This is a genomic window from Achromobacter sp. 1014246743, from assembly GCF_059760725.1.
The window spans coordinates 31899-53963 of record NZ_JCBANA010000047.1 but is presented as its reverse complement, the minus strand read 5'-3'; the positions used below and the strand labels follow the sequence as shown (position 1 = coordinate 53963).

Genomic DNA, 22065 nt, shown 5'->3' with positions numbered 1-22065 from the left:
TAACCCCCGAAAGGGTCGAGTCATACGTCGCTACTCAAAGGAAGTGAGGTATGTTCTTAAACTTGACGTCTAAGGTACTTCACTTCTAGTGAGCACTTGATTTCATTGTGCTTGTGACCGAAGTCACCCTGCACTCGCATCAAGCGCCCACACTTATCGGTTGTTTAATTGTTAAAGAGCGGCACTGCTAAATTCTGTACTGCGTTTACTTCTTGCTGCTATCTGCCGGTCAACTTCGGCTAACTTCGCTTTCGCGTCGTCGCTGTCGTTGCAGCAGAGAAACGAGATTATGAAGAAGTTTTTATCGTTTGTCAAGTCAGCTTCGCTTCGCTTTAAAACTTTCGTTTTTAACGCAAACTCGCTGCCCTGCTTTACGACCCCTTCAGGTCTCGCCCTAGCAGCTATCGAAACATCAGGGTTAACCCTAACTTTTCGGCAACTGCCAAGCCTGAAACTATAACACAACTTTTGCAGATTATGCAACCGGCTTTTGCCTAATTTGCATCCTATCTTGCAACCCCGCCATCCGGTGAATTCCTTCACTTTCCAGCAGCCCCGGGAAACCCCAGAGGTTGGCTACCGCTCAGTCGGCTAGCAACTTGATTCAGACTACCCTACCGGGTAAACCCTGATTCGCTGTCACCAGCCAAGCCCAAGCCTATAGCACAATTTTTGCAGATTGTGCAACTGGCTTCTGCCTGATTTGCACCATCTTTTGCAAAACCCGCTGACTGCTGGTTCGAGAACCGTTGCCGGTTCATCGCCTTGGAGCCCTGCGGCAGATCCGTTCGCTTTTGCGTCCCGATCCGTTGCACTTGCTTGGCTTCGCGGTTCACAAAACTGCTTGAACTGCGAAGGAGCGAGACTATAGCACAGAATTTTGCGTTGTCACACGCAGGACGCAAAAAGCTTGATGAATTCCGCTTCGGGCGCCGCAGCAACCGCCCCGTCAGCCCACCAAGCCAGTCCGCCACGATGGGCCTCGAGCCTCTTTCGCGCTGGCTTGCCCCACACTTCCCCGTCCGCCACGCCTGCCGGCCCTGGCCGGCGGACGGCCTGGTTACCGCACAGGGCAGTCATCTGCGCACAGGACGGCAATCTATATATAGAGGCGAACTTGCGCTCATTTCGCTATCTATATAGATAGCTGAACTTGGCTCTATATAGATAGAGTTGAACCATCGACTTGCCTGGCCCATGGGTACGTTTACTATTCGCCTTGGCGCCGTGCCCGCGCCCTACACCACCGGAGAAGATGCCCCCATGCCCCCAACCATCGCGTCGAGCGAAGATATCCTGATCAACATCACGCCCTTCGAGACGCGCGTCGCGCTGGTCGAGCAGGGGTCGGTGCAGGAGCTGCACGTGGAACGCAGCATCCAGCGCGGGCACGTGGGCAATATCTATCTGGGACGGGTGGTCCGGGTATTGCCGGGCATGCAGAGCGCCTTCATCGATATCGGCCTGGAACGGGCTGCGTTCATCCATATTGCGGATCTGCGCGAGAACCGGGGCGAACGCAGCCAGGGCCTGACCCCGACGCCCATCGAGAAGTTGCTGTTCGAGGGCCAGACCATCATGGTCCAGGTGGTCAAGGACCCGCTGGGCACCAAGGGGGCCCGGCTGTCGACGCAGATCAGCATGGCCGGCCGCATGCTGGTGTATCTGCCGCATGACCCGCACATCGGCATCTCGCAGAAAATCGATTCGGAATCCGAGCGCATCCAGCTGCGCGAGCGCCTGCAGGCACTGATGCCCGCCGAGGAAAAAGGCGGCTTCATCGTGCGCACCCAGGCCGAGGGCGCCACGGACGATGAACTGACCGCCGACCTGGAATACCTGCGCAAGTTGTGGGCGAGCGTGCAGGCTGCCGCTCGGACGCACCCGGCGCCGACGCTGCTGCACCAGGACCTGACGCTGGCGCAACGCGTGCTGCGCGATATGGTGGGGCCGTCGACCGGCTCGATCCTGGTGGATTCGCGCACCACCACCGCGGCCATGCTGGAGTGGGCCCGCATCTATACGCCATCAGTGGTGGACCGCATCCAGCATTACAGCGGCGAGCGCCCCCTGTTCGACACGGCCAATGTGGACGAAGAGATCGCTCGGGCGCTGTCGCGCCGGGTGGACCTGAAGTCGGGGGGCTACCTGATCATCGACCAGACCGAGGCGTTGACGACGGTGGATGTGAACACCGGCGGCTTCGTGGGCGGCCGCAATTTCGACGACACCATCTTCAAGACCAACCTGGAAGCGGCGCAGGCGATAGCCCGCCAGCTGCGGCTGCGCAATCTGGGCGGCATCGTGATCCTGGACTTCATCGACATGGAAGAGCAGGAGCACCGCGAAACCGTGCTGGCCGAATTGAAGAAGGCGCTGTCGCGCGACCGCACCCGCATGACGGTCAACGGCTTCACGCAGCTGGGCCTGGTGGAGATGACGCGCAAGCGCACCCGCGATTCGCTGGCGCATCAGTTGTGCGAGCCCTGCCCCATGTGCGAATCGCGTGGCAATGTGCGTACGCCGCGCACGGTCTGCTACGAGATCCTGCGTGAAATCCTGCGCGAGGCGCGGCAGTTCAATCCCAAGGAATTCCGCATCCTGGCATCGCAGGACGTGGTGGATCTGTTCCTGGAGGAAGAAAGCCAGCACCTGGCGATGCTGGGCGACTTCGTGGGCAAGCGGGTGTCGCTGGAAGTGGAGAGCACGTACACGCAAGAGAAATACGACATCATTCTGGTCTGACGCAGGGACGACGGCCGCCGCTCGCGGCCCGGTTTCGGGCCCGGTTTCGGGCCCGGAGCGAAACCTGAACCGAGGCCGCGAGCAAGCCCCGCGCAGCACACCGCCTTCGGGCGGTTTTCTTTTGGTTGCGGCTACCGGGAGCCGCATCCCGCGACGCTGCCGCCCGTGGATGGCGCACTATCAGTTAACACGCAAACTTTCACGTCAATGTGTGTGAAATTTGTATCCCTGCACTTCGATTGAAATGAAGTTTGAAACCCGTGGCGAGGCGAGCGTTGACCCGATAAGCTCGCGGGCGGCTGGGCTGGCTCGCCTTTTTTTTGGGCCACGCCCTTTCCTATGCTTTCGGAGAATCACCCCATGAAATCCCTATTCCGTCCGTTCGTTGCGCTGGCCCTCGCCTTGCCGCTGATGCTGGCCGCCTGCGGCAGCAAAGAACCCGAACAGCGCGCCGCGTTCATGCAGTTCCTGCAGACGCGTATCGTCGACAAGCCTGGCGTGCGCGTGCCCAAGCTGACGGACGAAGAGAAGAAGTCGTTCGGCGACTACGCCTCGCAATATGCGGTGATCACGGACTTCAACTCGGGCATGGACGCGTCGGTCAAGCCGATGGGTAACCTGATGCAGAAGGGCGCGGTGCGCTCGCTGAATGACGTGGTCGCCCGCCGCGATGACCTGAAGACGGTGCAGGCCGGCCTGAAAGACATGGGCGAAGCGCTGACCAAGGAACAGGCCAAGGCGGATGCCGCTCGCGCCCAGCTCAAGCAGCCCGACGACCTGAAGGCGGTCTATGACAAGGCGTACGAGAAGACGGTGACCCTGCCGGCCAATACGTTCCGCGAAGTGCTGCCGCAAATCACCGGCACGCTCGATAGCAGCCTGGCGATCGCCGACTACGTGGAGGCACACAAGTCGCAGATCGACCTGTCGGGTCCGGTAGCCCGCGTGCAGGATCCGACCGTGCAGGCCGAGCTGAACAAGCTGCTGCAGGAACTGACCGCCCAGGCGCAGAAGGTGCAGCAGGCGCAGACCCGCCTGCAAGCGGTGATGATGGGCAAGTAAGCCGCCCCCCGCCCTGCCTGACCGAAAGCCGCCTTGTGCGGCTTTCTTCTTTTACGCTGGGCCAGGCCGCCTACCCGGCGATGACGCGATTGCGGCCCGATTCCTTGGCGCGGTAGACCGCGGCATCGGCGGCTTCGACCAGCGAGGCGGCGTCGTCGCCTGGCTTGGGGATGCGGGTCGCCACGCCGATGCTGACCGTGACGATGCCGCCTTCATTGTCTTCGTGCTGGGCGCACAGGCCGACGACGGCCTGGCGGATCGTTTCGGCGATTTCCAGCGCCTGGGCCTGCGAGGTGTCAGGCAACAATGCGACGAATTCCTCGCCCCCATAGCGCGCGGCCAAGTCACGCGGGCGACGCGCCTTGCCCCTTAAGGTCAAGGCCAGGATCTTGAGCAGTTCATCGCCTTCCTGGTGGCCATAGCGATCGTTGTAGCGCTTGAAGCGATCAGCATCCAGGAACAGCAAGGACAGCGGCTTGCCTTCGCGAATGGCGCTCTGCCATTCGCGCTGCAGGGTTTCATCGAACGTGCGGCGATTGGCGATGCCGGTCAGGCCGTCGGTCTGGGCCTCTTTTTCGAGCTGGCTTTCGACTTCCATGCGCAAGCGCGTCTCGCGCCGGTACAGCACGATCTGGGCCATGACCGAGGCGAACAGCGCCAGCGTGATGGGAATGATCAACATGGCGCGCCGCACCCAGGGCTCGAGCACCTGATCGACCGCCATGGCGACGTCGATGATCAGCGGCGTACCCGGCACGCTGTCGAAGGTGTAGAGGCGATTGACGCCGTCGGGCGCCAGCACGCCGACAAACACGCCTTCGCGGCGGATCAGGAATTGCTGGAAATCCAGTTCCTGGCCGATGTCAGCGCCGAGATCATGCTTTGAATACGGCGTGCGCGCGATGACGGCGCCGTCGTTGCGGAAAATGGTGATGGCATCCTGAGGGCCGATGGATAGGCCGTCGAAGCGATCGCGGAAATACGCCAGCCGCAGGGATCCGGTGACCACGCCTGCGAAGCTGCCGTCCGCGTTGGACAGGCTGCGGCTGATGCCGATGCTTTCGTCGCCGCCTCGCAAGCGGCTGAGGTAGGGCCGGCTGATGTACATGCCGAGATCCGGGCTGTCGCGGTGGACCTGGAAGAAGTCGCGGTCGGAGAAATTGCCGCCAGGGGAGTCGAGGCTTTGGGAGTCGTACCGGACGTTGCCGTCCTTGTCGAGGATGAGGATCGTGCCCAGGTATTCCGCCGTCGCCGCACGATCGAACAAAAAGCGCTGCAAGGTGGCCCGTGGCAAGTCCTGGATGCCCGGTTCACGCAGACGCTCGATCACCCCTTGCAGCGACAGATCGTAGACGCGAATGGTGCGGCCGATGTCGGCGGACAGCACCTCGGTCAGGTTGCCCGCGGCGACGTAGGCCTGGTTCCAGGTGGTGCGCCGATCCATCCAGAGCAGTGCCACCGAGGCGGCACAGATGCCGATGGCGATCAGCCCCGCCAGCGCATACAGGCTGCGGTGTAGTAACCCATGGGACTTCAATACGGCGCTCCTTCGCGATCGCGGGGGGTGTCGTGCTTTTTGGGGTCATAATGCCGCAAGCGTGTGCAGCCAGGCAAGACGGCCTTGCCCGCATGCCCCAAGCATCTCGGCCCCGTTCCCATTGAACGAATCTATGAACAGCCAGGACCGGATTTACAGCTTGCCCCAATTACGGTTCACCCAATGGCTGGTGGACCCGGGCCGCAATGTGCCGCCAGACATCCGCGTGGCGCTGGTACGTGGCCTGTTCGGTTCATTGCCGATTTTCTTTGGCGGCATCATCAATACCCTGCTGGTCGCGGCGTTGATTACCGCCCGCCGACCCGAATTGCCGTTCCTGCTGTGGCTCGGCCTGGAAACGCTGGTGTGCGCTTCACGCATCGTTGTGCTGGTGTCCGCCCGTCGCCTGGCCTTGGCGGGCAGGCCCACGCCAACGGACCTGTATGTGATGCTGGCGCTGTGCTGGGCTGGCAGCGTGGGTTACGGCACGTTCATCAGCCTGATCAGCGGCGACTGGATCGCAGCGACCCTGGCCTGCCTGTCGGCCGCCTCCATGGTGGGCGGGATTTGTGTGCGCAACTTCGGCGCCCCCCGGCTCTCGGCAGCCATGGTGGCGCTCAGCGTCGGCCCCTGCGCCCTGGGCGCCTTGTTTACACAAGAGCCCATTTTCTGGCTGGTCCTGGTGCAGGTGCCGCTCTACATGACATCGATGTCGATGGCGTCGTACCGCCTCAATGGCATGCTGGTGTCGACCATGCTGGCGGAACGCGAAAACGAACGCCAGGCGCGGCAGGACTCGCTGACGGGCCTGTTGAATCGGTATGGCCTATTGCGTGCGCTGGACCAGGCCGTGGAGCGCGCCAGGCGGGGAACGGCTGAATTCGCCGTGCTGTACCTGGACCTGGACGGTTTCAAGGCGGTCAATGATACCTATGGGCACGGCACCGGCGACATGCTGTTGAAGCAAGTGTCAGAGCGGCTGCAAGCCCTGCAACCGCCCGACGCCCAGGCCGGCCGGATCGGCGGCGACGAATTCGTGTTGCTGATGCATCTGGACCCCACCGAAGACATCCAGCGGTTTTCGGACCGGATCATCGACAGCGTCCGGCAGCCCTATGATTTGCAGCAGGGCATGCCGGTGTTCATCGGCGGCAGCATCGGCATTGCCTTGATACCGCGCCATGGCGCGGACACCGCCGCCGTGCTGCATGCGGCCGACCGGGCGCTGTACCTGGCCAAGTCGGCCGGAAAGAGCCGGGCCGCGATGGCGCAGTTGTAAGACCGCGCCCGGCGGCAGGCCTTGGCCCGGCCACATGGCCGTCACGACGCGACGGCGGCCGCAATCCGGAAGGGAAACGCCTTGGCGCCGCGCGCCTTGTCGGTTTCCCGGTGGGCGCTGATCGCCCAGGCCGGACCGGCCGACACGGCGAATTGGCGCATGGCGCCGGCGGAAAACCCACATTGCAGGGTCGTGGCTTGACGCCTTGCAAGCTCCAGTCCGACAGCGTGTGGGGTCGTGGAAATACGATCCGATTGCAGCATGGCAGCCCCCTGGCTAACGCGCTTCGAAGCGAAGCGCCGTGGAAACCAATCTACCTCAGCGGATCGGGCTTGCGCGTGAAATGATGCGTAAAGTAATGCAAAGAGTCGGTAATAAGCCGGTCATGCCCCAGCTCGGTGCAGCCCAGGTCGGCCACCCTGCCCGGCGGCGCGTGAGCCCGCGGGATCAGGCAGGTGCGCCGGGCTCGTCATGAGCGGCGTGCCCGGTGGTTTCCCGGTCGGGCTGGTCATTCCTGCCGTCGGCCGGCCCCGTCATGTTGCCGTACAGCAGCGAGCGGCCGGCGAACAGGCCGCCAGCGACCTCGAGTTCGAACCGTTCGGTGTCCCGCCGCCGCACGTCGGCCACCACGTCGGCAGCCTCGTCCGCCGGCACGCCGATCACGCGCAGGGCAGCCTCGCCGAACGCCAGCGCCGATTCCAGGGTTTCGCGAACCTGGTAATCGACCCCTTCCCTGGCCAGGGCCAGCGAGTGGATCCGGTCGTAGGCGCGCACCACCAACTGCACCAAGGGGAATTCGGCCTTGATCAGCTTGACCATGTGGTTGACCGACTGCGGGTTGTCGATACAGATCAGGATAGCCTTGGCGTTTTCGGCACCCGCCGTGCGCAGCATGTCGATGCGGGTACCGTCCCCGTAATACACCTTGACGCCCCACTTGGCGGCGGCGCGAATGGCGTCGGTGTCTGTATCCAGGATCGATACCTTCATGCCGCGCGCCAGCATGGCCTGGGTGACGATCTGGCCGAAACGGCCGAAGCCGACGATGAGTGCGCAGCCGTCCAGGTCCTGGGCCACGTCGACGCCTTCCATCGAAGGTGCCGGCTTGGGCAGCAGCCAACGCAAGGCCAGCACGCACAGCGGCGTGAGGGCCATGGAAATGATGACGACGGCGATCAGCACCGCCGCCAGGTGGGCATCGAAGATGCCGGCGGCCGCGGCGGCGCCGTACAGCACGAACGCGAATTCGCCGCCCTGCGCCAGCAGGGCGGCACGGGTCATGGCTTCGGCATGGCTGGCGCGCAGCAGCCGGGCCACCAGATACACGCCCAGCGATTTGACCAGCATGAACACCACGACCGCGGCCAGGATCAACTGCCATTCCCGGGCCACCGCGGACAAGTCCAGCGACATGCCGACACCCAGGAAGAACAGGCCCAAGAGGATGCCGCGGAAGGGTTCGACGTCGGCTTCCAGCTGATGGCGGAAGGTGGATTCGGACAGCAGCACGCCGGCCAGGAAGGCGCCCATGGCCATGGACAGGCCGCCCAGTTCCATGACCAGTGCCGCCCCCAGCACCACCAGCAAGGCGGCGGCGGTCATGACCTCGCGGGCTTGCGCGGCGGCCAGCAGTCGGAACAAGGGGTTGAGCAGCCAGCGCCCCGCGGCCAGCAAGGCCAGGATGCAGCCGACGGCAATGGCCGATTGCAGCCAGGGATCGCCGTGTTCGCCACCGCCTGACGGCGCCAGCAAGGCCACCAACGCCAGCAGCGGCACGATGGCCAGGTCTTCGAGCAGCAGGATGGAGACGATGCGCTGGCCCTGGGCGCTGGCGGTTTCATCGCGCTCGGCCAGGATCTGCATGACGATGGCGGTGGATGACAGCACGAAGCCCATCGCCGCCATGAAGGCCGCGGCGCCCGACAGGCCGGCGGCCAGGCCGACCAGGGTCAGCAGCGCGCCGCAGGCCAGCACCTGGGCCACACCCAGCCCGAAGATCTCGCCCCGCAGCTTCCATAGCCGCGACGGCTGCATTTCCAGGCCGATGATGAAGAGAAACATCACGACGCCCAGCTCGGCGACGTGCAGGATGGACTTGGGGTCGGAGAACCAGCCGATGCCGAAGGGCCCGATCACCAGACCGGCGGCGAGATAGCCCAGGACGGACCCCAGGCCCAGGCGCTTGAACAAGGGCACGGCCACCACCGCCGCCCCCAGCAAGACCACGACATTGACGAGCTGGTTGCCATCGGCGGGCACGGACATGGGCGGCTCCAGGGTGGCGCGGCGCCGGGGCGCCGCGCGCGGCGGGGGTCAGTCTTCGCGGAACTGCATCTTGTAGAGCGACGCGTACAGGCCGTTGGCGGCCAGCAGCTGGGCGTGGGGGCCCTGCTCGACGATCTTGCCGGCATCCAGCACGATGATGCGGTCGGCGTTCTGCACGGTGGACAGGCGGTGCGCGATGACCAGCGTGGTGCGGCCCTTCATCAGGCGTTCGAGCGAGGCCTGGACCTGGCGCTCGGATTCGTTGTCGAGCGCCGAGGTGGCTTCGTCGAGAATCAGGATGGGTGCGTTCTTGATGAGGGCGCGGGCAATCGCCAGGCGCTGGCGCTGGCCGCCGGACAGACGGGCCGCGTTTTCGCCCACGGGGGTATTGATACCCTGCGGCAGGCCTTCGACGAAGTCCAGCAGGTTGGCGGCGGCGAGCGCATCGCGTACCTGCTGCTCGCTGGCCTGGCCCAGGGCGCCATAGCCCACGTTGGCGGCGATGCTGTCATCGAACAGCACGACGTCCTGGCTGACCAGCGACAGGTGCGAACGCAGGCTGCGCAGCTTCAGGTCGTTGATGGGCACGTCGTCCACGAAGATGGCGCCGCTGTCGGCCAGCACGAAGCGCGGCAGCATGTTGACCAGCGTGGTCTTGCCGCTGCCGGAGCGGCCCACCAGGGCCACGGTCTGGCCGGGTTCGACCACGAAGGACACGTCGTTGACGGTATCGCGGTCGGCGTCGGAGAAACGGTGCGTGACGTTGCGGAATTCGACCTTGCCGCGCACGGGTTCGGGCAGTTCGCGGGTGCCGTCGTCGCCTTCGGGGACCTGGTCGATCAGGGTGAAGACGCTTTCGGCGGACACCAGCATTTTCTGCATGCGGGCGGCCAGGTTGGTCAGGCGCTTGATGGGATCGAAGATCTGGGCCAGCGCGGCCATGAAGGACGCAAAGCTGCCCACCGTGAGTGCGCCGCTGTTGGCCTGGCTGAACGCCACGGCGATGACGGCGCCCACCGAGATCGAGATGCAGACCTGGGTCAGGGGCGTCAGGGCCGCGTCGGCGGTGGCGGTGCGCATGGCGTAGCGGCGCAGGCGCGTGCTGACGAAATCGAAGCGGCCGCGTTCGACTTCATAGCCGTCGAACAGCTTGATGACGCGCTGGCCGTCGATGCCTTCGCTGACCACGCGGGTCAGCTCGGCGTTCATGTTGACGGTTTCGCGGTTGATGCGGCGCAGGCGCTTGATGAAGACCCGGGCGATCAGTACCGAGACCGGCAGCATGATCAGGATGATCAGGGTCAGGACCCAGGACATGTACAGCAGCACGCAGATCAGCGCGATGACGACGAGGGTTTCGCGCACCAGCACGGTGATGACGTCGGTGGCGTAGCCGGTGACGTTGCCCGCGTCGATGGTGAAGCGGTTGAGCAGGCGACCGGTGTCGCCGCGCTTGAAATCGGCGTCGGGCAGACCCAGGAGGCGATCGAACATGTCGCGCCGCATGCCCAGCAGCACGTTGTTGGCGACCCATGCCAGGAGGTAGTCGCTGAAGAAGTTGCAGACGCCGCGCACGAAGATCAAGCCCACCACCGCCAACGGCAGCGCCCAGACGTAATAGGGTTTGGCGCCCGAGAAGCCCTCGTCGAGCAGGGGCTTCATAATGACGGCCAGCGTGGGCTGCGTGGCGGCGGCGCCGGCCATCAGCAGCGTTGCCAGCACCAGCCCCTTCCAGTAGGAGCCCACCCGGCTGTAGATGCGGCTCCAGAGTTCGGCTTTGACGGGCTGGGAGCCCGCGGGCGCGTTGCGTGCGGCAGAATTCAAGGAATCACTCGCTTTAATACAATTGTGCCCGGGATTGTACCGGCTACGCGCTGCAGCGCGGCGCCCGCCCCCGTCCTTCAGCCCTAATTGCGCGTCGCGCCCGTCCATGTCCGAAATCAGTTGCCTTTACGTCCGCCTGCCCAATTGGGTGGGTGATGTCTGCATGAGCCTGCCCAGCCTGCGCATCCTTCAGGCCACCGGCGTGCCCCTGGTGATCTGCGCCCGCCCCTGGGCCCGCGACCTGCTGGACGGCGTGGCGAAACGGGATTTCATCCCCATGCTGGGAAAAGTGGGGCCGGATAGAGCCCAGGTCAATGCACACCGTCGCAGCCTGGGCGCCGAAGGGCGCCGCGCGCGAGGCCTGCTGCTGCCGGATTCGCTGTCCAGCGCGCTGGTGTTCCGCCTGGCGGGCCTGCCGTCGGCCGGCTACCGGGACGACGGCCGCAGCTTCCTGTTGCGCTGGCCGGTGGCCAAGCCCGAAGCCGCGCTGCACGCGGTCCAGTCCTGGTACCACCTGACGCGCGAGGCCTTGACCCGCTGGGGCCTGCCCCCCGGCCCTGCCGAGCCGGGCCCGACGCTGGACCTGCCCCTGACGCCCGCCCATGAAAGCGCTGCAGCGCTGGCGCTGGAAGCGGCCGGGTTGGCAGGCCAGCGCTTCGTGCTGATCGCCCCCACGGCCACCGGGCTGCACAAGGGCAAGGTCAAGGTGTGGCCGGGATTCGATACACTTACGCGCGCGCTGCAGGCACGGGGGCATACCGTGGTAATGTGCCCCCCTCCGGCGGAAACCGACGAAGCCCGGCGCAATGCGCCGACGGCGCAGTTGCTGCCTCCCCTGTCCTTGGGCGCGTTCGCTGCCCTCACGGCCAGGGCGGCGCTGGTGATATGTAACGATTCCGGCGTGTCGCACGTCGCCGCGGCCGCTGCCGCCCGGGAACTGACGCTGTTCGGCGTCACCCGCCCGGGTCGCACCGGCCCCTGGTCGCCCAGGGCGGTGTGCGTCGGAGAGGAATCGGCATGGCCGTCCATGGAACAGGTGGAACAGCAAGCGAACCTGCTGCTGGACGGCGCGCAGTAAACGGATTGTTTTGACATGACCCTTTCCAGCTATCTCGCGAACCTGATCATTCCCTACAATTTGTGCGTGACCCTGGTCGTTGTCGGCCTGGTCCTTGGCCTGTTCCGCCTGCGCAAGACGGGCGGCGCCATCATCCTGGCCGGCCTGCTATGGGCGCTGGCCTGGTCGCTGCCGGCCACGTCGCTGTGGCTGGGCGGGGCGCTGGAAAGCCGCTATCCGCATTTGCCCCCCGCCGAATCGCCCACCGCGGACGCCATCGTGGTGCTGGGCGGCAACACCGCCAACGGCCGCGCCAACTGGTTCCTGCCCTATGACAAGGACACGGCGGTCGTGCGCATTGATACCGCGGCGCAGTTGTACCTGGCCGGCCGCGCGCCCAAGGTCGTGCTGTCCGGCGGCGCCCTGGAAGGCGACGTCAGCGAGGCCCGCGGCATGGCCCACACCATCCGCCAGCAAGGCGTGCCGGAATCGGCCCTGATCCTGGAGAACGCCAGCCGCACGACGTACGAAAACGCGGCCCTGACCGAAGACCAGTTGAAGACCCGCGGCATCGGCAAGGTGCTGCTGGTGACGTCGGCCCTGCACATGCCGCGCGCCATGGCGGCCTTCTCCAAGCAGGGCGTCACCGCCATCGCCGCGCCCGCCCCGCCCCAGATCGTGCGCCCCGCCGACGGTTCACTGAACCCCTGGCTGCCCGACCAACGCACCTTCGACGCCAGCCGTTCCATCATCAAGGAATACGCCGGGCTGTTCGTATATTGGCTGCGCGGGTGGGTCTGAACATGAGCACGGCGCTGGCCTGCCGGCCGGGCTGCGGGGCCTGTTGCATCGCGCCGTCGATCACGAGCGCGATTCCGGGGATGCCGGATGGCAAGCCGGCGGGAGTGCCCTGTATCCAGCTGCTGCCCGACATGCGCTGCGCGATCTTCGGCCAGCCTTCGCGTCCGGACTTCTGCGGCGGGCTGCAGGCCCAGCACGACATGTGCGGCCCGGACCGGGAATACGCGATCCGCTGGCTGGGTGAATTGGAACAGGCCACGGCGCCGCACCATTGAAAAACGGGACCTTTCGGGTCCCGTTTTCATTTGGCGGAGCGGGACGGGTCAGCCGCGCTCGTCCAGCACCGCCTGATACAGCGCTTCGTAGCGCGCCGCCACGGTTTCCCAGCTTTGGTCGCGGGCGATGGCCAGGCCGCGTTCGGACAGGGCCGCGCGCAGGTCGGGTTCGTCGCCCAGGCGCTGCAAGGCCTGGGCCAGCTGGGCACCGTCGCGCGGGTCTTGCAGGATGAGCGCGTCCTTGCCCGCCGACAGGTATTGGGCAAAACCACAGTAGGCGGGCGAGCTGACCACGACGGGCAAGCCGTGGGACATGGCTTCCAGGGGGGCCATGGCGTAGCTGTCGTTCAGGGTCGGGTGAGCATAGATGTCGGCCGCGGCGAAATACTGGGCGACGTCGGGCGTGGGGTCGACCAGCGTGACGCGCTGGGCGACTGCGCCGGCCGCCCGCACGCGTTCGCGGGTAGCGTCGTCGGCGCCCACGACCAGCAGGCGGTACGGCGCAGGCAGGAGCGCCAGGGCGTCAAGCAGCGCGGGCAAGCCCTTGCGCAGCGGATTGCGGGCAACCAGCAGGCAGCCGATGGTGTCGGCGTCCCAGCCAAGCCGGGCCCGGGTCGCGCCGCGCCCGGCGGCGGCTTCGGGCGAAGGCAGCTTCACGCCCGGCGCAATGATGTCGACCGGCAGTTCCGGGCCGTAGCTGCGGTGCAACTGGTCCATGATCAGCCCGGACACCGCCACCACGCGGCGTGCCGGCGCCTGGCGCACGCGGAATTTCTCGAGCAGCAGGTAGGTGGCCAGGCGCGGGCTGAGCCAGGCCAGCACGCGTTTGGCCGGCTTGGCACGGGTCAGCCGGTTGTAGCGTACGGGGGTGACGTGCATGACCTGGATTTCACCGGCCCAACCGTTCATGTGCGAATGCACGATGTCATAGCGGCCGCGAGTCAGGCGGTCGGCCTTCCAGGCGAAGTACAGCACCCGCATCCAGCTGGGCAGCCAGCCGGGAAAGCGCACGGGCAGGAAAGGGAAAGGCAGGTCGCTGTCGAAGTCGCGGGCGACGATGGAAACGTCGTGACGCTGGCCGAGCACGCGCATGAGTTCGACGCCGTAGGCCTCGGCGCCGCCGAAGCGGTTGCCGAAGCGGTCGACCAGCAATGCGATGCGCAGCCGCCGCTCAGCCGCGACCGCGCTTGTCTTCATAGCCGGTCAGGCATTTCTGCAGGAAACGGAAGATGCCGGTCGAGCGCGACACCGTTACCCGCGGCAGGCCGAAGGGATCGTCGCTGGCGTTGGCCAGGCCGCGCTTGGTGAGCGTGGCGTTGTCGTAGCCGGCTTCGCGCGCCATGACCAGGTGTTCGGGGCCGTGGTCGCCGTAGGGATAGCAGAAGGCCGTGACCGGGGCGCCCAGCGCCTGTTCCAGCACGTCTTTGGACTCGACCATCTGGCGGCGGGCCTCGTCGGGTGTCATTTCGGGCAGGTGGACGTGGTCCAGCGTGTGCGAGCCGACTTCGTGGCCGGACGCGGCCCATTGGCGCATTTCTTCGATCGTCATGAGCGGCGAGTGCGGAATGCCGATCTTGGCATCCCAGACGTTGCCGCCGTCGAACTGATTGGCCACCAGGTAGTTGGTGGCGGTGAATCCCAGTTTGTCCAGCACCGGCATGGCGTTCTGGACGACGTTGCGATAGCCGTCGTCGAACGTGATGCCGAACACCTTGCCGCGGCGCTCGCCCCGCACGTAGGGCATGACGTCGCGCATCGACAGACCGCGGTAACCGAGGAAACGCATCCAGCGCATCTGCCGCGCGAAGTCGTCGGGGTGCACCGTCAGGCCGCGAAACGGCGTGCCCTTGGGGTTGGGCTCGCCGATCTGGTGGTACATGAGAATGGGGATAGACATGGGGCGAATTATAAAGGCTCAGTGTCCGGCCAATGTACGCTGTGGTAGACGTCGACGGTGGCTTGGGCGAAACGCGCCAGGTTGAAGTCGCGCAGGCTGGTTTCGCGGGCATTGGCGCCCATGGCCCGGACTGTCTCGGGATGGGCCAGCATGTCCTGCAGGCGCGCGGTCATGGCGGCCACGTCGCGCACCGGCACGATCCAGCCGTCGACCCCGTCTGTGACGTTTTCAGGCAGGCCGCCGGCATTGGTGACCAGGGCGGGCAGGCCCAGGCACATGATTTCGCGGCAGGCGAACGACAGCGCTTCGCGGTAAGACAGCACAAAGCCGGCGTGGCACGACGCCAGCGCGGCGCGTACGTCGTCGAGCAGGCCGGGAAAGCGCACCTGGTCGATCATGCCCAGCTCGCGCACGCGGGCCAGCTTGGCCTCGTTGGGCGGATCGCCCGCCACCAGCAGCAGTACCCGTTCCTTGTCGCCCGGCGGCAGGGCCGCGACGGCGGCGACCAGATCAAGCCAGCCCTTGTCGTAGTCGGTGCCGCCCGCGCTGCCCAGGAGCAGCTTGCCGCGCCAATCGGGGCCGAAGAAGATGTCGCGCAGCTTGTCCAGGCTGTCGGCCGGCGGCGGCGCGAAGAACTGGGTGTCGATGCCGTGGCGGATGGTGGTGATGGGCCGCCGCTGGTAGGGCGAATCGGCCAGCAGGCGATGGATGTAGTCGCTGACCGCGATGCTGTGATCGGTGGCCAGGGCCACCCGCAGCTTGTGGCCGAAGCTGGCCACGGGGTGGTCGTTGTGCTTGGTGAAGACGATGCGCGGACGGCGCGCCATGGCCAGCGTGGCCAGCATGACCTGCTTGTGGTCGGCCGAGCCGTTGGCATGGATGATGTCGAAGCGGCCGTCCTTGATCAGACGACGCAGGCGGGCGCGGTCGCCGAACCAGGACGAGGGTCGCGTGGTGTAGCGCATGTCCACGACCGTCACGCCGGGAATGGCCTTGGCGTAGCGGTACAGGCGGCTGCTGGCGGGCGCGGCGACGGTGATCTGGTGATCCGCCACCAGGGCGCGCGCCAGGTTGATGATGTAGGTGACGTGGCCGCCGCCGTTGTTGGCGTGGAAGTTGGTGTAGAGAATCCTCACTTCTTCTTCTCGGCCAGGAACATCAGCTTCGAATAGCGGAAGAAGCTGCCCGCGGCCGCAGTGACGGCCAGCACCAGGCCGTGGCGCCCATCCAGGAAGCCGCGCCGGATCAGGTAGATGCGGACAAAGGTCCAGAAGCTGTGGCCCAGCGCGCCGAAGACGGACGTGCGTCGGCCCTTGGCGTACATCATGGCGGCGGCATCGGACGAATAGCGGTTGACCTTGGTGATCAGCGCGTCCAGGTTGTCGTAGGGATAGTGGTTGAAGTAGCCCTTCAGTTGCAACGGCTGGCCGTTGACCGGCACCACCCGCTCGTGCACCGCGGCGTCGTTGAAGCGTGCGGTGCCGCGCTTGAACAGGCGCAGCACGTAGTCGGGCCACCAGCCGCTGTGGCGAATGTCGCGACCGCAGAAGTTCGACAGGCGCGCGATCTCGTAGGTATCGGCGCGCGGGGCGCTGATCGTTTCCTGGATTTCGCGGGCCAGTTCGGGGGTGACGCGCTCATCGGCGTCGATGGACAGCACCCAGTCGCCGGTGGCCAGGTCCAGTGCGCGGTTTTTCTGCGGGCCGAAACCGGGCCAGTCGGGGGTGACTTCAACGCGCGCGCCCAGCGCCCGCGCCAATTCGACCGTGCCGTCGGTGCTGCCGGAGTCCACCACGATGAATTCGTCGGCAAAGGCCACGGACTTCAGGCAATCGGCAATGTTGGCCGCTTCGTTCTTGGTGATGACTATGACTGATAACTTCATCCGCGATTCCTAAGACGCTTTTTCCAGGCCTTCCAGGCGTGATAGCGCGGCCCCCAGAAGGGATCGCGCGACAGCCAGATGCGCCGGTTCAGCCAGGTGCCGCCCTGGTTGCGCACCGCGAAGCGGTAGATGTGTTCGGGGTCGGCGGCGGGCGTGTTCTGGCCGAAAGGGTCGGTAGTGTACAAGTGGCGAAAGCCCGCCTGCCGGGCGGCCGCGACGTAGTCGGCGTCGAAATAGCCCTGCGGCCAGCAGAGGTGGTCGCTGGCCTGGCCCAGGCGGCGCGTCAGCGTTTCACGCGAGTCGGCCAATTCCTGGGCGATGTGGGCCCGCTTGGCGTCGACATCGGCGCCGCAGACCTTGTCCCAGCGCGTGTGGGTATGGGTGTGCGAATGGAATTCGAAGGTGCCGGCGGCCCGCATGGCTTCGATTTCGCTCCAGCGCAGCATGGCATCGTCACTGCGGCCCGCGGCCACCAGTTGTTTGCAGGCGTCGTGGTCGGGCGTGGCCGGCAGCGGCAGGCCCTGCCCTGCGTGTGGCCGCAGCGGGCCATCGCCGATCCAGCCGGTGATGGTGAACAGCACGGCGCGCATGCCGTAACGCGCCAGGATGGGGTGTGCATGGACCCAGTTGTTCAGGTAGCCGTCGTCGAAGGTGATCAGCACCGAGCGCTCCGGCACCGAGGCGCCGGCCAGGTAGGCTGCGAACTGGTCGGTGGACAGGGACTGGTAGCCCGCCCGCGCCAGGCGCGAGATCTGGGCCTCGAACACGTCGGGCACGGCGTTGATCATGCCGCCGGCCGGCGTGACGTGGTGGTACATCAGCACCGGGACGTTGGGCGCATTCATCCGCGGCGCTCCGCCAGCCACTTGGTATAGACGGCCTCGGTGGTTTCAGCCAGCCGGGCGGGCGAGAAGACGCCTTCGTCCCAGACCATCTTGCGGCCGGCCTCGCCCATGCGGCGGCGCAGGTCCGCGTCGTCGATCAGCTTTTCCAGCGCGGCCGTCAGCGCAGCCGGATCCTTGGGCGGCACCAGGATGCCGGTTTCGCCGTTGCGGAACATCTCGGATACGCCGCCCACGTCGGTGCCGATGACCGGCAGGCCGCTGGCCTGGGCTTCGACGTAGACGGTGCCGGACGCTTCCTGCTGCGTGGCCAGCGCGAACAGGTCGCAACCCGCCAAGAGGTTCGGCACGTCGCGACGCGTACCCATCAGGTGGATGCGATCTTGCAGGCCGCGCTCGGCCACGTAGGCCTGGGTCTGCTCGAATACGGGCGAGCCGCCCCCCACGAACACCAGGTGCAACTTGGGCCGGCTGGCCATCAGCGGCGCAATGGCGTCGATCAGGTCTTTGTGGCCCTTGGTGGCGCGCATGACGGCGACGCAACCCACCACCAGGTCGTCCGGCGCCAGCCCGAGTTCTTCGCGCAGGGTGGAATGCTCGACCGGCGGCGGCAGCACGATGGGCGAATACACGGTGGCGACCCGTTCGGGGGGCACGCCGCGTTCGATCAGGTGTTCGCGCACGTGGTCGCTGACCGTGGTGACGCGGTGCGGCAGCCGGGTGTAGGACCAGAGCGAGCCGACCTTGTTGGACAGGTGACGGGTGCGCACGATGAGCGGCGTGCCCGCCAGCCGGCCGGCGGCGGCGGCAATGACGGTATCGCGGCGGCTGTGCGTGTTGAGCACGTCGAAACGGCCCTCGCGCAGGATGCGGCGGATGGTGGCCACGCCCTTCAGGTAGTTGAGCGGGCCGTCCATGTCCAGCGTATGCACGGTGAAGCCGGCTTCGGACAGGCGCTGGGCCAGCAGCGCATGCGGCTGGCAGATGGCTTCAAGGTGGTGCCCGCGCGCGCGCATGGCGTTCATTTCCTTGAAGATACGCCCTTCCTGGCCGCCGAAACTGGTGGCGGCTTCAGAGTGAACGATACGCATCAGTACGTGACCTCCACGCCGTTCGGCTTGGTCCAGGCGCTCAGGTTGGCGAGCAGCGTGTCGGCCATGCGGACCCGCCATTCTTCGCCCAGCCGCACCGTGCACAGGAAGTTGTTCTTGGTATAGACGATATCGACCGGCACGCCGGGGATGCCGTTTTCGGGCTCGGCGCGGAACGGGTTCAGCATCTGGCGCAGGCGCGCGGCATCGGCCGCGCCGTTGAGCTTGACGCGCAGCGACTTGGCGCGCGCCTCGCGGGCCAGCTGCAGGTCGTAGAGCTGGTCGGCCACGATGCGCATGCCGCCGGAATAGTCGTCGTTGCTGACCTTGCCCTGCACGATGACCAGCTGGTCTTCGCGCAGCCGGTTGCGGTGCTTTTCGTACAGCTCGTTGAAGACCGAGATTTCGACCTGGGCGGTGCCATCGTCGAGCACGGCGAAGACCATCTTGCCGCGGCGGGTCATCATGACGCGCACGCTGGCCAGCACCCCGCACATCCATTGCAGGTCGCGCTGCGGTTCGACCCGCGCCAGCTGCATCGGCACGATCTGGCGCACTTCGTCGCGCCAGGCATCGAACAGGTGGCCGCTGTAGTAGTAACCCAGCGCGGACTTTTCTTCGGTGAGCTTCTTGTGCAGGTCCCAGGGCGCGACCTTGGCCAGTTCGCCGGCCACCACGTCGCTGCTGTCGTCGCCGAACAGGGACGACTGGTTGGCGCTGCGCGCGGCCTGCTCGGCCGCTTCCATGGCGGTAGGCACCGACGCCAGCATGGCGGCGCGGTTGGGTTCGATGGTGTCGAACGCGCCCGCCTTGATCAGGGCTTCGATGGTGCGGCGGTTGACGGCGTGCTTGCTGACGCGGCGGCAGAAGTCGAACAGGTTCAGGAACGGGCCGCCTTCCTTGCGCGCGCGCAGGATGTCTTCGACCGCGCCCTGCCCCGTGCCCTTCACGGCGCCCAGGCCGTAGCGCATGGTGCGCGGGGGCTTGCCCTTTTCGGTGTACTTGTCGGCCACCGGCTCGAAGCGATACCCCGAGAAGTTGACGTCGGGCGGCAGCACTTCGACGCCGTTGTCCTGCGCGTCGCGGCAGAAGATCTGGACCTTGTCGGTGTCGTCCATATCGGACGACATGGTGGCGGCCAGGAATTCGGTGGGGTGATAGGCCTTGAGCCAGGCGGTCTGGTACGAGATGAGCGCGTAGGCGGCCGAGTGCGACTTGTTGAAGCCGTAGCCCGCGAACTTTTCCATCAGGTCGAACAGCTTGACCGCCAGGTCGGGATCGTGGCCCTTTTCCTTGGCGCCCTGCTCGAACAGCTCGCGGTGCTTGGCCATTTCCTCGGGCTTTTTCTTGCCCATGGCGCGGCGCAGCAGGTCGGCGCCGCCCAGCGAGTAGCCGCCGATGATCTGCGAGATCAGCATCACCTGTTCCTGGTAGACGATGACCCCGTAGGTGCTCTTGAGGGTCGCTTCCAGGTCGGCATGGAAGTAGTCCACCGCGGCACGGCCGTGCTTGCGGTTGACGAAGTCGTCCACCATGCCCGATTCCAGCGGCCCCGGTCGGTACAGGGCCAGCATGGCGATGATGTCTTCGAAGGTGTTGGGGCGCAGCTTCTTGAGCAGTTCCTTCATGCCGCGCGATTCCAGCTGGAACACCGCGGTGGTGTTCGCGTCGCACAGAATCTTGTAGGCAGCCGGGTCGTCCAGGCTGAGCGCCATGACGTCGAAGTCGCGCTTGTCTTCGTTGAACTGGCGCACGTAGCGCACGGCCCAGTCCAGGATGGTCAGGTTGCGCAGGCCCAGGAAGTCGAACTTGACCAGGCCGGCAGCTTCGACGTCGTCTTTGTCGAACTGCGAGACCGCACTGTTTTCCTGGCCGGGCTGGCAATACAGCGGGCAGAAGTCGGTGAGCTTGCCGGGCGCGATGAGCACGCCGCCGGCGTGCATGCCGATGTTGCGGGTCAGGCCTTCGAGCGGCTTGGCCAGGTCGACCAGGGCGCGCACTTCTTCTTCCTGTTCGTAGCGGTCCTTGAAGGCGGGTTCGTCCTTCAGGGTGCGCTCGAGCGACCAGGGGTCCATCGGGTTGAACGGGATCAGCTTGGACAGGCCATCGCAGAACATGTAGGGCATGTCCAGCACGCGGCCGGCGTCGCGCACCACGGCCTTGGCGCCCAGCGTACCGAAGGTGGCGATCTGGCTGACGGCGGCGCGGCCGTATTTTTCCTTGACGTAGTCGATGACCCGTTCGCGGTTGTCCTGGCAGAAGTCGATATCGAAGTCGGGCATGGAGACCCGCTCGGGATTCAGGAAGCGCTCGAACAGCAAGTCGTAGCGGATCGGGTCCAGGTCGGTAATGCCCAGCGCGTACGCCACCAGCGAACCGGCGCCGGAACCCCGGCCGGGACCCACCGGCACGCCGTTGTTCTTGCCCCAGTTGATGAAGTCCTGCACGATCAGGAAGTAGCCCGGAAAGCCCATCTGGATGATGGTCTTGCATTCCCAGCGCAGGCGTTCGTAGTACTGCTCGCGCCTGGACTCGCGCTCAGCGACGTCCGGGAACAGGAACTCCATGCGCTTTTCCAGGCCTTCCTCGGACAGCTGGACCAGGTAGTCGTCCAGCGTCACGCCGTCGGGCGTGGGGAAGTCGGGCAGGCGCGGCTTGCCCAGCACCAGGCTCAAATTGCAGCGCTTGGCGATTTCGACCGTGTTGGCCAGCGCCGAGGGCACGTCGGCGAAGCGGCGGGCCATTTCCTCGGAACTGAGCAGGTACTGCTCTTTGGTGAAGCGGCGCACGCGGCGCGGGTTGGCCAGGATTTCGCCTTCGGCGATGCAGACCCGGGCCTCGTGCGCCTGGAACTCGTATTCGTCCAGGAACTGCACCGGGTGCGTGGCCACCACGGGCAGGCCGGCTTCGGCGGCCAGGCGCATGGCGGCCTGGGTGTAGGCTTCGTCGCCGTCCATGCCGACGCGTTGCAGTTCGATGTAGTAGCAGCCCGGGAACATCAGCGCCCATTGGCGCGCCAACGCCAGCGCCGACACGGCGTTGCCCGCGTCCAGCGCCTGGCCGACGTCACCGCCGCGGCCGCCCGACAGCACGATCAGGCCGTCCTGCCCTTGCAGCCATTCGCGGCGGATTTCGGCGCGGCCCTTGCCCTGGTTGGTCAGGAATGAGCGCGACAGCAGTTCGCACAGGTTCAGGTAGCCCTGATGGTTGCGCACCAGCAGCAGCACCCGGAAGGGCTTGGTGGGATCTTCGTCGTTGGTCAGCCAGACATCGGCGCCGGCGATGGGCTTGACGCCCGCGCCGCGCGCGCCCTTGTAGAACTTGATCAGGCCGAACAGGTTCGACAGATCGGTCAGGGCCACCGCGGGCTGGCCCAGCTTGGCCACGCGCTTGATGAGGTCGGGGATGCGCACGATGCCGTCCACCACCGAGAACTCGGAATGGACGCGCAGGTGAACAAATGGGGACGGGTTTGTTACGGCTTCGGACATAGCGGAATTGTACC

17 protein-coding genes are annotated in these 22065 nt (G+C 65.8%); 6 read left to right on the top strand and 11 right to left on the bottom strand.

The annotated features are described in order from the left end of the window. Positions 1 to 1263 precede the first annotated feature (1263 nt). Positions 1264 to 2745, top strand: coding sequence for a ribonuclease G (gene rng, locus AC6LJ2_RS19745; protein ID WP_263915567.1), 1482 nt, complete (start codon positions 1264 to 1266; stop codon positions 2743 to 2745). Positions 2746 to 3105: 360 nt separating this feature from the next. After that, a complete protein-coding gene (locus AC6LJ2_RS19740) occupies positions 3106 to 3807 on the top strand; it encodes a DUF3053 domain-containing protein (protein WP_263915566.1) in 702 nt (233 codons plus the stop codon). Between the two features lie 70 nt (positions 3808 to 3877). On the opposite strand, the gene AC6LJ2_RS19735 is transcribed toward AC6LJ2_RS19740, so the two are convergent. Continuing rightward, the gene (locus tag AC6LJ2_RS19735; protein ID WP_498151995.1) at positions 3878 to 5344 is read right to left on the bottom strand and encodes a sensor domain-containing diguanylate cyclase; all 1467 of its coding nucleotides are present in this window, start codon (positions 5342 to 5344) and stop codon (positions 3878 to 3880) included. A 133-nt stretch (positions 5345 to 5477) separates the two neighbouring features. On the opposite strand from AC6LJ2_RS19735, the gene AC6LJ2_RS19730 reads away from it, so the two are divergent. Further along, a complete protein-coding gene (locus AC6LJ2_RS19730; RefSeq protein ID WP_263915564.1) occupies positions 5478 to 6623 on the top strand; it encodes a diguanylate cyclase domain-containing protein in 1146 nt (381 codons plus the stop codon). A 41-nt stretch (positions 6624 to 6664) separates the two neighbouring features. On the opposite strand, the gene AC6LJ2_RS19725 is transcribed toward AC6LJ2_RS19730, so the two are convergent. From AC6LJ2_RS19725 to msbA, 3 genes are all read right to left on the bottom strand, one after another. Then, positions 6665 to 6886, bottom strand: coding sequence for a hypothetical protein (locus AC6LJ2_RS19725; protein ID WP_263915563.1), 222 nt, complete (start codon positions 6884 to 6886; stop codon positions 6665 to 6667). A 184-nt stretch (positions 6887 to 7070) separates the two neighbouring features. After that, positions 7071 to 8888 carry a monovalent cation:proton antiporter-2 (CPA2) family protein gene (locus tag AC6LJ2_RS19720; protein WP_263915562.1) on the bottom strand — a complete coding sequence of 606 codons (1818 nt, stop codon included), beginning with the start codon at positions 8886 to 8888 and terminating at the stop codon, positions 7071 to 7073. 48 nt (positions 8889 to 8936) lie between these two features. Beyond that, a complete protein-coding gene (msbA, locus tag AC6LJ2_RS19715; protein ID WP_498151994.1) occupies positions 8937 to 10712 on the bottom strand; it encodes a lipid A export permease/ATP-binding protein MsbA in 1776 nt (591 codons plus the stop codon). Between the two features lie 106 nt (positions 10713 to 10818). On the opposite strand from msbA, the gene AC6LJ2_RS19710 reads away from it, so the two are divergent. From AC6LJ2_RS19710 to AC6LJ2_RS19700, 3 genes are read left to right on the top strand one after another with little or no spacing between them, the layout of a single operon-like run. Further along, a complete protein-coding gene (locus AC6LJ2_RS19710; RefSeq protein ID WP_263915560.1) occupies positions 10819 to 11790 on the top strand; it encodes a glycosyltransferase family 9 protein in 972 nt (323 codons plus the stop codon). A 15-nt stretch (positions 11791 to 11805) separates the two neighbouring features. Beyond that, positions 11806 to 12570, top strand: coding sequence for a YdcF family protein (locus tag AC6LJ2_RS19705; RefSeq protein ID WP_498151993.1), 765 nt, complete (start codon positions 11806 to 11808; stop codon positions 12568 to 12570). A 2-nt stretch (positions 12571 to 12572) separates the two neighbouring features. Beyond that, complete coding sequence (locus AC6LJ2_RS19700) at positions 12573 to 12845, top strand: YkgJ family cysteine cluster protein (RefSeq protein WP_445658580.1); 273 nt, start codon at positions 12573 to 12575, stop codon at positions 12843 to 12845. 48 nt (positions 12846 to 12893) lie between these two features. Here the strand turns inward: AC6LJ2_RS19700 and AC6LJ2_RS19695 are convergent, their stop codons facing one another. From AC6LJ2_RS19695 to dnaE, 7 genes are read right to left on the bottom strand one after another with little or no spacing between them, the layout of a single operon-like run. After that, positions 12894 to 14042 (bottom strand): glycosyltransferase family 4 protein, encoded by a 1149-nt coding sequence (locus AC6LJ2_RS19695; RefSeq protein WP_263915555.1) that lies wholly within the window; start codon positions 14040 to 14042, stop codon positions 12894 to 12896. Then, positions 14017 to 14742, bottom strand: a complete 726-nt coding sequence (locus AC6LJ2_RS19690) for a polysaccharide deacetylase family protein (RefSeq protein ID WP_263915554.1) — start codon at positions 14740 to 14742, stop codon at positions 14017 to 14019. The genes AC6LJ2_RS19695 and AC6LJ2_RS19690 overlap by 26 nt, the downstream gene beginning before the upstream one ends. An 8-nt stretch (positions 14743 to 14750) precedes the next feature. Beyond that, entirely contained in the window at positions 14751 to 15878 is a 1128-nt protein-coding gene (locus AC6LJ2_RS19685) for a glycosyltransferase family 4 protein (protein ID WP_498151992.1), read from the bottom strand. After that, complete coding sequence (locus AC6LJ2_RS19680) at positions 15875 to 16627, bottom strand: glycosyltransferase family 2 protein (RefSeq protein WP_175219488.1); 753 nt, start codon at positions 16625 to 16627, stop codon at positions 15875 to 15877. Before AC6LJ2_RS19680 ends, AC6LJ2_RS19685 begins: the two co-directional genes overlap by 4 nt. Next, positions 16624 to 17472 (bottom strand): polysaccharide deacetylase family protein, encoded by an 849-nt coding sequence (locus tag AC6LJ2_RS19675; protein ID WP_445658578.1) that lies wholly within the window; start codon positions 17470 to 17472, stop codon positions 16624 to 16626. Before AC6LJ2_RS19675 ends, AC6LJ2_RS19680 begins: the two co-directional genes overlap by 4 nt. Further along, positions 17469 to 18560 carry a glycosyltransferase family 4 protein gene (locus AC6LJ2_RS19670; RefSeq protein ID WP_263915551.1) on the bottom strand — a complete coding sequence of 364 codons (1092 nt, stop codon included), beginning with the start codon at positions 18558 to 18560 and terminating at the stop codon, positions 17469 to 17471. Before AC6LJ2_RS19670 ends, AC6LJ2_RS19675 begins: the two co-directional genes overlap by 4 nt. Further along, positions 18560 to 22051: a DNA polymerase III subunit alpha gene (gene dnaE, locus AC6LJ2_RS19665; protein WP_445658577.1), complete on the bottom strand. Its 3492-nt coding sequence runs from the start codon at positions 22049 to 22051 to the stop codon at positions 18560 to 18562. The genes AC6LJ2_RS19670 and dnaE overlap by 1 nt, the downstream gene beginning before the upstream one ends. Between the last annotated feature and the right edge of the window lie 14 nt (positions 22052 to 22065).

What these genes read in the sequence shown, in the direction of transcription:
- rng (WP_263915567.1), top strand. Translation starts at nt 1,264, where the DNA reads ATGCCCCCAACCATCGCGTCGAGCGAAGATATCCTGATCAACATCACG.
- AC6LJ2_RS19680 (WP_175219488.1), bottom strand. Translation starts at nt 16,627, where the DNA reads ATGAAGTTATCAGTCATAGTCATCACCAAGAACGAAGCGGCCAACATT.
- AC6LJ2_RS19670 (WP_263915551.1), bottom strand. Translation starts at nt 18,560, where the DNA reads ATGCGTATCGTTCACTCTGAAGCCGCCACCAGTTTCGGCGGCCAGGAA.
- AC6LJ2_RS19705 (WP_498151993.1), top strand. Translation starts at nt 11,806, where the DNA reads ATGACCCTTTCCAGCTATCTCGCGAACCTGATCATTCCCTACAATTTG.
- AC6LJ2_RS19710 (WP_263915560.1), top strand. Translation starts at nt 10,819, where the DNA reads ATGTCCGAAATCAGTTGCCTTTACGTCCGCCTGCCCAATTGGGTGGGT.
- AC6LJ2_RS19700 (WP_445658580.1), top strand. Translation starts at nt 12,573, where the DNA reads ATGAGCACGGCGCTGGCCTGCCGGCCGGGCTGCGGGGCCTGTTGCATC.
- AC6LJ2_RS19695 (WP_263915555.1), bottom strand. Translation starts at nt 14,042, where the DNA reads ATGAAGACAAGCGCGGTCGCGGCTGAGCGGCGGCTGCGCATCGCATTG.
- AC6LJ2_RS19690 (WP_263915554.1), bottom strand. Translation starts at nt 14,742, where the DNA reads ATGTCTATCCCCATTCTCATGTACCACCAGATCGGCGAGCCCAACCCC.
- AC6LJ2_RS19720 (WP_263915562.1), bottom strand. Translation starts at nt 8,888, where the DNA reads ATGTCCGTGCCCGCCGATGGCAACCAGCTCGTCAATGTCGTGGTCTTG.
- AC6LJ2_RS19725 (WP_263915563.1), bottom strand. Translation starts at nt 6,886, where the DNA reads ATGCTGCAATCGGATCGTATTTCCACGACCCCACACGCTGTCGGACTG.
- AC6LJ2_RS19730 (WP_263915564.1), top strand. Translation starts at nt 5,478, where the DNA reads ATGAACAGCCAGGACCGGATTTACAGCTTGCCCCAATTACGGTTCACC.
- AC6LJ2_RS19675 (WP_445658578.1), bottom strand. Translation starts at nt 17,472, where the DNA reads ATGAATGCGCCCAACGTCCCGGTGCTGATGTACCACCACGTCACGCCG.
- AC6LJ2_RS19740 (WP_263915566.1), top strand. Translation starts at nt 3,106, where the DNA reads ATGAAATCCCTATTCCGTCCGTTCGTTGCGCTGGCCCTCGCCTTGCCG.
- dnaE (WP_445658577.1), bottom strand. Translation starts at nt 22,051, where the DNA reads ATGTCCGAAGCCGTAACAAACCCGTCCCCATTTGTTCACCTGCGCGTC.